11 protein-coding genes are annotated in these 12453 nt (G+C 62.4%); 7 read left to right on the top strand and 4 right to left on the bottom strand.

The genetic code is table 11. From position 1 onward, the window contains the following. Positions 1–58: 58 nt before the first annotated feature. Complete coding sequence (gene iolG, locus BWR59_RS25555) at positions 59–1057, top strand: inositol 2-dehydrogenase (RefSeq protein WP_081568471.1); 999 nt, start codon at positions 59–61, stop codon at positions 1055–1057. Positions 1058–1545: 488 nt separating this feature from the next. Here iolG and BWR59_RS25550 read toward each other — a convergent pair whose 3' ends face one another. The 4 genes from BWR59_RS25550 to lexA are packed head-to-tail and all read right to left on the bottom strand — an operon-like array spanning position 1546 to position 7316. Continuing rightward, positions 1546–4647, bottom strand: coding sequence for an error-prone DNA polymerase (locus BWR59_RS25550; protein WP_081568470.1), 3102 nt, complete (start codon positions 4645–4647; stop codon positions 1546–1548). Next, positions 4644–6074 carry a DNA polymerase Y family protein gene (locus tag BWR59_RS25545; protein WP_081568469.1) on the bottom strand — a complete coding sequence of 477 codons (1431 nt, stop codon included), beginning with the start codon at positions 6072–6074 and terminating at the stop codon, positions 4644–4646. The genes BWR59_RS25550 and BWR59_RS25545 overlap by 4 nt, the downstream gene beginning before the upstream one ends. Before the next feature lie 7 nt (positions 6075–6081). Then, positions 6082–6699: a translesion DNA synthesis-associated protein ImuA gene (gene imuA / locus BWR59_RS25540; protein WP_081568468.1), complete on the bottom strand. Its 618-nt coding sequence runs from the start codon at positions 6697–6699 to the stop codon at positions 6082–6084. Continuing rightward, positions 6699–7316, bottom strand: a complete 618-nt coding sequence (gene lexA, locus BWR59_RS25535) for a transcriptional repressor LexA (protein WP_081568467.1) — start codon at positions 7314–7316, stop codon at positions 6699–6701. The genes imuA and lexA overlap by 1 nt, the downstream gene beginning before the upstream one ends. A gap of 167 nt (positions 7317–7483) precedes the next feature. Between lexA and BWR59_RS25530 the strand changes: the two genes are divergently transcribed. The 6 genes from BWR59_RS25530 to BWR59_RS25505 all read left to right on the top strand — a co-directional run bounded on the left by BWR59_RS25530 (position 7484) and on the right by BWR59_RS25505 (position 12435). Then, positions 7484–8074: an amino acid synthesis family protein gene (locus BWR59_RS25530; protein WP_081568466.1), complete on the top strand. Its 591-nt coding sequence runs from the start codon at positions 7484–7486 to the stop codon at positions 8072–8074. A 43-nt stretch (positions 8075–8117) separates the two neighbouring features. Beyond that, positions 8118–8951: an alpha/beta fold hydrolase gene (locus BWR59_RS25525; protein ID WP_081568465.1), complete on the top strand. Its 834-nt coding sequence runs from the start codon at positions 8118–8120 to the stop codon at positions 8949–8951. Then, positions 8948–10429 carry an aldehyde dehydrogenase gene (locus BWR59_RS25520; RefSeq protein WP_081568464.1) on the top strand — a complete coding sequence of 494 codons (1482 nt, stop codon included), beginning with the start codon at positions 8948–8950 and terminating at the stop codon, positions 10427–10429. The genes BWR59_RS25525 and BWR59_RS25520 overlap by 4 nt, the downstream gene beginning before the upstream one ends. Positions 10430–10441: 12 nt before the next feature. After that, the gene (locus tag BWR59_RS25515) at positions 10442–10927 is read left to right on the top strand and encodes a flavin reductase family protein (RefSeq protein WP_081568463.1); all 486 of its coding nucleotides are present in this window, start codon (positions 10442–10444) and stop codon (positions 10925–10927) included. Between the two features lie 190 nt (positions 10928–11117). Then, a complete protein-coding gene (locus BWR59_RS25510; protein WP_081568462.1) occupies positions 11118–11870 on the top strand; it encodes a GntR family transcriptional regulator in 753 nt (250 codons plus the stop codon). Position 11871: 1 nt separating this feature from the next. Continuing rightward, entirely contained in the window at positions 11872–12435 is a 564-nt protein-coding gene (locus BWR59_RS25505; RefSeq protein ID WP_081568461.1) for an NUDIX hydrolase, read from the top strand. The last annotated feature ends 18 nt before the right edge of the window (positions 12436–12453 follow it).

The following is a 12453-nucleotide window of genomic DNA, read 5'->3' as shown; positions in this document are numbered from 1 at the left end:
CCGAAATCGACACCCGCAACCGATCTACCCGACAACAACAATCCCAGGAGATCCACCCATGCTACGCATCGCAGTTCTCGGCGCAGGCCGCATCGCCAACATCCACGCGGCCAACGTCGCGGCCAACCCTGATGTGCAACTGTCGGTGATCGCCGACCCATGGCGCGAAGGCGTCGACACGCTGGCGGCGAAACTGGGTTGTGCTGCCGCCTATGACTGCGCCGAAGCGATTGCCCGCGACGACGTCGATGCGGTGGTGATCGGCACCCACACCGACACCCACATCGATTACATGCTGCGTGCGGTCAAGCTGGGCAAACCGGTGCTCTGCGAGAAACCCATCGACCTGGATTTCGGCAAGGCGGCGCAAGCGGTTGAGGATGTCGAGCGCCTGAATGGCAAAGTCATGCTCGGCTTTAACCGTCGCTTCGACCCGGACACCTTGCAGATGCGCAAGGCAATCGCCGAGGGCAGCATCGGCGAGGTACGTCAGGTGGTAATCACCAGCCGCGATCCGGGGCTGGCCTCGCTGGACAACCTCAAACACTCCGGCGGCATTTTCCGCGACATGACCATCCACGATTTCGACACCGCGCGCACCCTGCTGGGCGAAGAACCGGTTGAGGTATTCGCCATTGCCAGCCGCCTGGTGGAGCCTGCGTTGGCGCAACTGGACGACTGGGACAGCGTGATGGTGCTGTTGCGCACCGCCTCGGGCAAGCAATGCCACATCAACTGCTGCCGCGAAGCGGTTTATGGCTACGACCAGCGCCTGGAAGTGTTCGGTTCCAAAGGCATGATCCTCAACGACAACCATCGGCCGAGTACCGTGCGCAGCTACAGCGCCAGCCAGACCGAGGTGCGCGAGCCGCTGCTGAATTTCTTCCTGGAGCGCTACGCCGACTCGTACCGCAATGAGTTGAACCAGTTCATCGACGCCGTGCGCGCCGACGAGCCGTTGCCGACCAACGCGCGGGATGGCTTGAAGGCGCTGCATCTGGCGAACTGCGCGCTGGAATCGATCAAGACCGGGCGTGCAGTGAAGGTCGAGGTTTAGAAATCCTTTAGCGCGTCTGGGGGTTAAGACAGTGGCGAAGGCGGTGTGTGAGGCAGTTCCTCTATAACTGACACACCGCTTCGCTGCCGTCGTGACCTCCGGCGTCTCCCACAGGACCGTGTAGAAGCGCGGATCGTTGGCACAACGCAATACCTGTGGGAGCTGCTGGAGCTGTGCGACAGTGGCGAAGGCGGTGTGTCAGGCAGTTCCTCTATAACTGACACACCGCTTCGCTGCCGTCGTGACCTCCGGCGTCTCCCACAGGACCGTGTAGAAGCGCGGGTCGTCGGCACAACTCAATACCTGTGGGAGCTGCTGGAGCTGTGCGACAGTGGCGAAGGCGGTGTGTCAGGCAGTTCATCTACCATCAGCGTGCCGGGTGGACCGGGGATTTCGATGTTTATCCCGACTCGACTCTAGGCGACTGGCTCAAGGTTCAGGAAAGGCGCGGCCGACGTCTGGCCGCCAGCTGCAACGACGGTTGAGTATCACTTGAAATCCCGGCTGCGCACATCCAGCCCGGTGAGCAGCGGGGTCAGGTCGAACAGCCGTTGGGCGATGATGTGGCGGACGCCTTTCTGGTACTCGAACTTGCCGAACACCTGCATCAATTGCGACCCCACCAACACCTTGCGCTGACGCTCCGCCAGGTCGCGCCAGACCACCACGTTGATCATGCCGTGTTCGTCCTCAAGGGTGACGAAGGTCACGCCGCTAGCCGTACCGGGCCGTTGCCGTCCCACCACCAGCCCCGACACGCTGAAGCTGCGCCCATGCTCCTCGGTCAGCAGATCTTTCGAACTGCGAAAGCGCTTCGCCGCCAGTTTGGTGCGCAACAAGGCGAGCGGGTGCGGGCCCAATGTGGTGCCGAGGGTGTCGTAATCGGCCACCAGATCCTGGGCCACGCTGGGCAATGGCAAAGGCACCTGCGCTTCTTCACCAAAGCAGTCATCGCCAAACAAGGGTCGCTGCACTTCAACGCCGGCGATCTCCCAGCGCGCGCGATGACGATGCCCCACCAGCCCGCGCAATGCCCCGGAATCGGCCAGCGACGCACGGGCGCGATTGTCCAGATCCGCGCGCACGCACAGGTCGGTGACATCCTTGAATGGCCGCTGACTGCGCGACTGTTCGATGCGGCGCGCGTCGTCCTCACGAAAACCACGGATCATCCGCAGCCCCATGCGGATCGCCAGATTGCGGGTGTATTCGGGGGTTTCGACCGGTTCCAGCGAACAGTCCCAGTCGCTGTAGCGCACATCCACCGGACGCACTTCGATGTGGTGACGACGGGCGTCCTGCAACAACTGATCAGGGCTGTAGAACCCCATGGGCCAACTGTTGATCAGCGCGCAGGTGAAGGCGGCAGGCTCGTGGCATTTGAGCCAGCAACTGGCGTAGGTCAACAGCGCGAAACTGGCGGCGTGGGACTCGGGAAAACCATAGCTGCCGAAGCCCTTGATCTGCTCGAAAATCCGCTGAATGAATTCATCCGAGTAGCCCTTTTCCTTCATCCGTTCGCTGAGTCGAAGGCGATGGGGTTCCAGCCCGCCGTGACGTTTCCAGGCAGCCATGGAGCGGCGCAACTGGTCGGCCTCGCCGGGCGAATAGTCAGCGGCAACGATCGCCAGCTGCATGACCTGCTCCTGGAACAAAGGCACGCCGAGTGTGCGCTCGAACACTGCCCTGAGCTCTTCGGAAGGATAAGTGACGGGCTCCTCTTTGTTCCTGCGCCGCAGAAACGGATGCACCATGTCGCCCTGAATCGGGCCGGGGCGCACGATGGCCACTTCAATCACCAGATCATAAAAACTCCTCGGCTGAAGGCGCGGCAACATCGACATCTGCGCCCGGGACTCGATCTGAAACACGCCGACGGTGTCGGCGCGGCTGATCATTTCGTAGGTCGGTGCGTCCTCACCCGGAAGCGTGGCGATGGTCCAGCGCTGGTGCCGGTGAAGTTCGATCAGATCGAAGGTGCGGCGCAATGCACTGAGCATGCCCAAGGCCAGAATATCGACCTTGAGCAGCCCCACGAGGTCCAGATCGTCCTTGTCCCATTGAATGATCGTGCGGTCGGCCATGGCCGCGTTTTCAACTGGCACCAACGTTTCCAGCGGGTGCTCGGAAATCACGAAACCACCGGGATGCTGGGAAAGATGACGAGGGAAGCCGATCAGTTCGCCGGTCAGGGTCAGGACCCGGCGCAACACCGGGCTGTCGGGCTCGAAACCACATTCGCGCAGGCGCTCGGCTGGCGGCATGCTGTCGCTCCAGCGGCTGAAGCAATCGGCCAGGGCGTTGATCTGGTCCGGGGGCAAACCCAGCACCCGTGCGACATCGCGCACCGCACCCGCGCCGTGATAGGTGCTGGCGACAGCGGTGAGCGCCGCCCTGCCCCGACCATAACGCCGAAACACATATTGAATGACTTCTTCGCGCCGTTCGTGCTCGAAATCGACGTCGATGTCCGGCGGCTCGTTGCGTTCTTCGGAGATGAAGCGCTCGAACAGCAGATTGCTGTTCGCCGGATCCAGCTCGGTGATGCCCAGCGCGAAACACACCGTCGAGTTGGCCGCCGAGCCTCGGCCCTGACAGAGAATGCTCTTCTCGCGGGCAAAGTTGACGATGTCGTGCACGGTGAGGAAGTAGCTTTCGTACTTCATCGTGGCGATGATTTTCAGTTCTTTCTCGATGTTCGCCCGTGCCACGGCGGGCACACCTGCGGGCCAACGCCAGCGCGCGCCCTTCTCGGTGAGGTGCCGCAGCCAGCTGCTGGGTGTCTGATCGGCGGGCACCAGTTCGCGGGGGTACTCGTAACGCAACTGGCCCAGATCGAAGGTGCAGCGCCGGGCAATGTTAAGGGTCTCGGCCAGCAAGTGCGGCGGATACAACTGCGCCAGTACTGATCGCGGACGCAAATGCCGCTCGCCATTGGCAAACAGCCGATGCCCGGCCTCGGCCACGGTGGTGTGATGGCGCACGGCGGTCATGGTGTCCTGCAACGCGCGCCGGCCTCGGGCATGCATATGAACATCACCACTGGCTACGGCGGGAATCCCGTGCATGCGTGCCAATGCGAGCAGCATCGACAGCCGTTTCTGATCGTCCGGGCCACAGTGGAGCTGCACGCTCAGCCACAGAGACTGCCCAAAGATTTCCCGCAACCAGTGCCCTTGCTCCTCGAGCACCTCGGCGCGCTGATCCAGATCCGGAACCCACAGCGCCAGCAGGCCCGCAACCGGTCGCTGAAGGTCTTCGCGCAATAACCGGTACTCACCCTTCTTGCTGCGCCGTCGGCCTTGGGTGATCAAACCGCACAGAGCCTGATAGCCCGCCAGATTCTCCACCAGCAGCACCACTTTCGGGCCGTTCTCGATGGAGATCTCGCTGCCGATGATCAACGGCAGTTCGCAATCCTGTGCTGCTTGCCACGCTCGCACTATTCCGGCGAGGGTGCATTCATCGGTGATCGCCAAAGCCTTGTAGCCATGCTGCTTCGCGCGCTCGAACAACTCCCTGGCGCTGGACGCCCCACGCTGAAAGCTGAAGTTGGACAGGCAGTGCAACTCGACGTAATCGCAGCTCATGCGAACCAGCCATGCAGCGACAGGCCGCTGTCATCGCCGACGCTGCGATACGCCCAGCCACGCTGGCCGTTGCGGGTTTCGATGAGGAAATAATCGCGACGCATGTCGCCGCCGTCCCACCAACCTGACTCGATACGTTCGGGGCCTGCCAGCACCCGTACGCCGGATTCGCTCAGTTGCTCGGGTTCGCGCAACAGCCAGCCCGGACGCGGCACCTTCTGGCTCGCAATGCTGGGCTTGCCCGGGCTGGTCGGTAACCACGTGCACTCCGGGCGGTGGTCTGGACGAAACCCCAGACCGCTCACGGCCTCGTCTCCCAAGCGTGCACGCAAGCGCTCACGCAGTTGCTCCCAAGGCATGCTCTGTTGCGGGCGGTCATCGAACAGCTCACGGCGTGAAGGCACGAACGCGGGTAAGTCTTCGGCCTGCAAACGCAAGGCGCGCACCGGCGACGGCACCACGACTTGCTCCAGACGGCCGCGTGCCAGTTCGAAAAGCATGTTGGCTTCGCGCTCGGCGCTGAGCAGCCCCACCGGAATCTGGGTGTCGGGCGCCACACTGCCCACGCTGGGCACGTGCTCCAGATGAATGACGAAGCGCTGCACCCCGCTGTCGCGCCCGCCGAGGAAAAGCGCCAGGTCGGCGATCATGCGCTTGAGCGGAAACAGCAAGGCTTGATGGGATTCGACGTCGAAGTTGAGTTCGATACGGGTGTTGAACCGATCCGGTGGCACGTAACACTCAAGCGCCACGGGCCTGCGCCCGAGCACGCTGTCCAGATGTTGCAGCACCTGCGCCGGGAAGCGTCGTGCCAGAGTGTCCCGAGGCAAGGCCAATACCTGACGCAGCCTGTGCAGGCCCATGCGGCCAAACGCGGTCGACACCTCCTGGGACAAGCCGATGCGGTTGACCGGCATCTGTTCCAGAGTCCGTTGCAGGCTCTCATTGCAGGTCACTGCCAGCCCGTCGTGGGCGTTGGCCAGCATGCGCGCCGCCACCGGGTTGGGCGCCACGACGATGCGATGAGTGAAGCCCAGCTCGGTCAACTCCTGACGCAGGCGGGCTTCGAATACCGGCCATGGCCCGAACAGACCAAAGCTGGATTCGACCTCCATCAACAAAACACGCGGATATTTCAGGCTGACCTGCGAACTGAAGCGATATGCCCAGGCTGCCAATAGCTGCTGCCAGCGCTCGGTTTCGTCAGGGTCATATTCGACCGTGGCGAATTCGCGAGTCATGGCGTGCGCTGCGGTCAGCGACTGGCCGGGACGCAAGCCCAGCTCCCGAGCAGCCGCGTTGACGGTTTGCAGAACGCGACGCTGCGCTGTGCCGCTGATCAACGCCAGCGGTTCTTCGGGGTTGGCGCGACGACGCATGACGCCGTCCAGCGCCAGTTGCGGCAGCAGGACACAGGCCCAGAGCATGGAAACCTCAGGCGTCAGTAGTAAACGGGATGGGAGATGAAGGTGCCAGCCCGCCACGGCACTTGAGTACTCGAAGCTGGCTCGGCCGCACGTCGATGGCGATGCGCAAGGCAGCGGGCGACGGGTTGGCAGCGGCCTGTTGCCCTCGACAGGCGAAGGCCAGGGTTTCACCGGTTTCGGCAGCCACCTGCAAACGGCGCAAGGCGCGGTCATCGACCTTATTCGGCCAGCACAACACCGCCCCGCAACTGCCCGAACGCAGGCACTGTTCAACAGCCCACAAGGCATCCCGCTCACTGGCTTCGATCACCGACAACTGACGCAGATCGACTCCAGCTGCCTGCCAGGCCTGGGGATAGGGCACGTAAGGCGGCGCCACCAGCACGATGCGTTCGCCGCTGTCGGCCAGACGCGCCAGGGTCGGCCACAGCAAGCGCAGTTCGCCGCTGCCATTGGCAGCAATCAGGATTTCGGTGAGGGCTGCCGGTGGCCAGCCGCCGATGGGCAAAGCCGAATCGAGCAAGGCATGGCCGGTGGGTTGCGCGGCAACCGGCTGAACCTGTGGACGCCCTTTCCAGACCCGACGCTCGTCCAGCAGCGCATCGAGACTGACCACCGCGCCCATCATTCCCGCCTTACCAGACCGCAGAACACGCCTTCAATGGCGAAATCCTGATCAGGTCGTACGACAATCGGCGCATAGGCCGGGTTACGCGGCAACAACCGGAACTCATCGTTGCCACGCTCAAGGCGCTTGATGGTCACTTCACCATCGAGGCGGGCGACGACGATCTGCCCGTCCTTGGCGTCTGCACTTTGCAGAATGCCCACCAGGTCGCCATCGAAAATACCGTCTTCGATCATCGAGTCGCCTTTGACCCGCAGCAGGTAATCGGGGACGCGCAGGAAGGTGCGGCTGTCCAGAGTGAAAGTGTCGTGAATGTCGATGTCAGGGCCGATCGGCGCACCGGCGGCCACGCGGCCGAGTACGGGAATTTCCAGCATTTCGGCCCGAGGGCGGCTTTGTACCAGCCGAATGGCTCGCGCCTGGTTGGCGGTGACTTCGATGAAACCGGCTTCAGTGAGGGCCACGATGTGCTTGCGGGCTACGCTGCGCGACGCAAAGCCAAAGGCCTCGGAGATTTCCGCAAGGCTCGGCGGCTGGCCATTCTGGGCGATGCGATCCCGAATGAACGTGAGGATGGCAGCGCGTTTGGAGGATAGAGTCGTCATGGAGCACATTTGTACTCTTTTCGGATAATTCTGGCTAGAGCCATTTATCCAGTCCTGCCGTAAGTCCTTTTTCGACACAACTTCACACAAACCACTTGCACGATCAATCTTATGGTATACCATCAGACCAAATACAAGCCCCACCCACAATCTGATCAAGAACCTGGGAGTCATTCATGAGTTTCGAAATTCGCAAGATCGTCAGCTACCAAGAAGAAACACTGATCGAAGGCGGCAAGGCCACTGACACGCCAGTGACCATGGTCGGCCTGGCCGTGGTGATGAAGAACCCGTGGCTGGGTCGTGGTTTCGTCGAAGACCTGAAGCCGGAGATCCGCGCCAACTGCTCCGATCTGGGCGCAATGATGGTCGAGCGCCTGACCGGCCTGATCGGCGGTGCCGACAAGATCCAGGCCTATGGCAAAGCTGCCGTAGTCGGCGCTGAAGGTGAAATCGAACACGCCTCTGCGGTCATCCACACCCTGCGCTTCGGCAACCACTACCGCGAAGCGGTCAAGGCCAAGAGCTACCTGAGCTTCACCAACAAGCGCGGTGGCCCAGGCACTTCGATTCAGATCCCGATGATGCACAAGGACGACGAAGGCCTGCGCTCGCACTACATCACCCTGGAAATGCAGATCGAAGACTCGCCGCGCGCCGACGAAATCATCGTGGTGCTGGGCGCTGCCAACGGCGGTCGTCTGCATCCGCGCATCGGCAACCGTTATATCGACCTGGAAGAGCTGGCTGCTGAAAAGGCCCAGTGATATCCGCCAGACATACTAATAAGGTCTTGTGCAGGAGCGATCCATGATTCGGCTCACCGCTGAACGCACCCCGGCCGGCACCAGTTATCTGGCGACCGGCCAAGGCCATCCCGTGGTTCTGATCCACGGGGTTGGTCTGAACAAGGAGATGTGGGGAGGACAGATGGTCGGTCTGTCCCCGCACTATCGAGTCATTGCCTACGACATGCTCGGCCATGGCGCAAGCCCCCGTCCGGACCCTGAAACCGGGTTGCCGGGTTACGCCGAGCAACTGCGTGAACTGCTGGAACACCTGGACCTGCCGAGCGCCACGGTGATCGGCTTTTCCATGGGCGGGCTGGTGGCGCGGGCGTTTGCCCTGCACTACCCGCAGCACCTGGCGGGGATGGTCATCCTCAACAGCGTGTTCAACCGCAGCGCCGAGCAGCGTGCCGGGGTTATCGCACGCACCAGTCAGGCGGCCGAACACGGCCCCGATGCGAACGCGGCCGAGGCACTCACTCGCTGGTTCAGCCGCGAGTATCAGGCAGCGAATCCGGCGCAGATCGCAGCGATCCGGCAGATCCTCGCCAGCAACGATCCGCAGGGTTACCTGACCACTTACAAACTGTTCGCCACCCAGGACATGTACCGCGCCGACGATCTGGGCGAGATTCATGCGCCGACGCTGATCGCCACCGGCGAGCTGGACCCCGGTTCTACCCCGGACATGGCTCGTCAACTGGCGATGCGCATTCATGGCGCGCAGGTGCAGATACTTGCCGAGCAGCGGCATATGATGCCGGTGGAGTCGCCGCGTCTGGTCAATCAGATGCTGCTGGATTTCCTCAAGCAGGCAGACGCGCAAAACCACTCGGCAAAGGGGATCGTTGCATGAGCCTTACCCGTTTCCAGATGTGCATCGACGGCCAATGGGTCGATGCGCTGTCCGGCAAGACCTTCGAAAGCCTCAACCCGGCGCTCGCCCAACCCTGGGCTGAATTGCCTGATGCCGATGAAGCCGACGTCGAACGGGCTGTACAAGCCGCACAGGCGGCATTCGAGAATCCGGCGTGGCGAAAACTGACCGCCACTGCGCGAGGCAAACTGCTGCGCCGGCTGGGCGATCTGATCGCCGAGAACAAGGAGCATCTGGCTCAGCTTGAAAGCCGCGACAATGGCAAACTGATTCGCGAGACACGCGGCCAGGTCAGCTACTTGCCCGAATTCTTTCACTACACCGCAGGCCTGGCCGACAAGCTCGAAGGCGGCACCCTGCCGCTGGACAAGCCTGATCTGTTTGCCTACACGGTGCACGAACCGATGGGCGTGGTGGCGGGGATCATTCCCTGGAACAGCCCGCTGTACCTGACCGCGATCAAGCTGGCCCCTGCGCTGGCGGCCGGCAATACCATCGTGCTCAAGCCGTCCGAACATGCCTCGGCAACTATTCTGGAACTGGCGCGTCTGGCCCTCGAAGCCGGCATTCCACCGGGCGTGGTCAACGTCGTGACCGGCTATGGCCCGAGCACCGGCGCCGCCCTCACCCGCCATCCGCTGGTGCGCAAGATCGCCTTCACCGGCGGCGCGGCCACGGCGCGGCATGTGGTGCGCAGCAGTGCGGAAAACTTCGCCAAGCTGTCGCTGGAACTGGGCGGCAAATCGCCGAACATCATCTTCGCCGATGCCGACCTGGACAGCGCCATCAACGGTGCCGTGGCCGGGATCTACGCCGCATCCGGTCAGAGCTGCGTATCCGGCTCGCGCCTGTTGGTGCAGGACGAGATCTACGACGAATTCGTCTCACGTCTGGTCGAGCGCGCCCAACGCATTCGTATCGGCAACCCGCAGGACGAAACCAGCGAAATGGGCCCGATGGCCACCGCGCAACAACTGGCCGTCGTCGAAGGCCTGGTGGCTGACGCCCTGGCCGAAGGCGCACGCCTGCGCACCGGTGGCAAGCGCCCGCACTTGGACAGTGAAGGCTGGTTCTACGAACCGACGCTGTTCGAGTGCGACCGCAATTCGATGAAGATCATGCAGGAAGAAGTGTTCGGGCCTGTGGCTTCGGTGATCCGTTTCAAGGACGAAGCCCAAGCGCTGGCCATCGCCAACGACTCGCAGTTTGGCCTGGCAGCCGGTATCTGGACCCGCGATCTGGGCCGCGCTCATCGTCTGGCGCGGGACGTGCGTTCCGGCATCATCTGGGTCAACACCTACCGCGCGGTATCGGCCATGGCGCCGATCGGTGGCTTCAAGAACAGCGGCTACGGTCGCGAGAGCGGTATCGATTCGGTACTGGCCTACACGGAACTTAAAACGGTGTGGATCAACCTCTCGCAAGAACCGATGCCCGACCCTTTCGTGATGCGCTAAGAGGCTTTCGACATGATCGAACCCGGAATCTACAAAGACGTCATGGCCTCGTTTCCGTCTGGCGTCACGGTGGTCACCACGCTGGACCCGCAAGGTGGCATCGTGGGCATCACCGCCAGCGCGTTCAGCGCGCTGTCGATCGACCCGGCATTGGTGCTGTTTTGCCCCAACTACGCCTCCGACACCTACCCGGTGCTGCGCGACAGCAAGCAGTTCGCCATTCACCTGCTGTCCGCTGACCAGACCGCCGAGGCCTATGCCTTCGCCGGCAAGGGCAAGGACAAGGCCAAAGGCATCGAGTGGCACTTGAGCGAACTGGGCAATCCGCTGCTGATGAAAGCCACGGCGATCATCGAGTGCGAGCTGTGGCGCGAGTACGACGGCGGCGACCACGCCATCATCGTCGGCGCGGTGAAACACCTGATTCTGCCCGAGGTACCGGTCACGCCGATGGTCTATCACCGGGGCAAGCTGGGACCATTGCCGGTTCTGGTGTGATATTCGTTGATAAAGAGTCGATTCAGACCCATCTTCACCGATGGGCCTGATGGTTGGCGGCACGCAGCGTGATAAACTGCGCGACGTTTTGGCCCTACGGCCCCTAACCACCCTTGGCTGTCCCGGATGATCGCGGATTCGATCATCGCGCCGTTGTACCGCACGGACAGCCATCTTCAGAGCGGACTCCATGAAACGCCTGCCACTCGACGACAGCTTCAAGGTCAATCGCAACCCCGTCACCCTGCGGGAAATCGTGCTGGATAAACTGCGCAGCGCGATCATGAATTTCCAACTGCTGCCAGGTGATCGTCTGGTCGAACGCGACCTGTGCGACCGTCTGGGTGTCAGCCGTACTTCCGTTCGCGAAGCCCTGCGCCACCTGGAGTCCGAAGGTCTGGTGGAATTCGCCGACGCCAAGGGGCCTCGCGTGGCGATCATCACCCTGGAAGACGCCTGCGACATCTACGAGCTGCGCTGTGTGCTTGAAGGGTTGATCGTGCAACTGTTCACCCTGCGCGCCAAGGCCAAGGACATTCGTGCCCTGGAAAAAGCCCTCAACGAAAACACCAAGGCGCTGGAAGAAGGCGAGCTGCAACAGGTGCTGGACTCGGTGCAGAGCTTCTACGACGTGCTGCTCGAAGGCTCGGGCAACCATGTCGCTGCCACCCAATTGCGCCAGTTGCAGGCGCGCATCAGCTATCTGCGCGCCACCTCGGTCTCCCAGGAAAACCGTCGCGGGGCGAGCAATTCGGAAATGGAAAAGATCGTCGCGGCAATCAAGAGCGGCGATCCGCTGGCCGCGCATCAGGCGTCGGTCGATCACGTGCGCAGCGCGGCCAAGGTGGCGCTGGATTACCTCAAATCCAAACAGGACGATGGCACCAAGGTGCGCGACATCGTCGAACCCGTGGTTCTGAAGGAACCGCGCATAGGACGCTGACATGCCCGCTCCGCGCTTTTGTCCGCAATGTGGCAGCCCTGACCTCGCTCAGCGCACTCCCGACGGAGACACCCACGAGCGGCTGATGTGCGGAGCGTGTCAGTACATCCATTACATCAACCCGAAGATCATCGCCGGTTGCATCATCGAGCGCGAAGGCAAGTACCTGCTGTGCCAGCGCGCCATCCCGCCCCGTCCCGGTACATGGACCCTTCCAGCGGGTTTCATGGAAGCCGGCGAAACCACCGAGCAGGCGGCGCTGCGCGAAGTCTGGGAAGAAAGCGGCGTGCGCGCCGAGATCATCTCGCCCTACTCGATCTTCAGCGTGCCGCAGATCAGCGAGGTGTACATCGTGTTCCGCGCCATCGCCCTGGAAGTCACCGACCAGTTCGGCCCGGAAACCCTCGCCTGCCACTTCTTCGCCCCCGAAGACATCCCGTGGGACAGCATCTACTACCCCGCCATCCGCCAGATCCTGGAACGCTACATCACCGAACGCCAGGCCGGGGTGTACGGGATTTATGTGGGGAATGACGACAGCGGGAAGATTCATTTCATTCGGTGATTTTCCAGCGCCCGCTTT

It is taken from the genome of Pseudomonas sp. Bc-h, from assembly GCF_002080045.1.
Classification (GTDB): Bacteria; Pseudomonadota; Gammaproteobacteria; order Pseudomonadales; family Pseudomonadaceae; genus Aquipseudomonas.
Note: the sequence above shows the minus strand (reverse complement) of the source record. Positions and strands in the feature narration are given on the sequence as shown.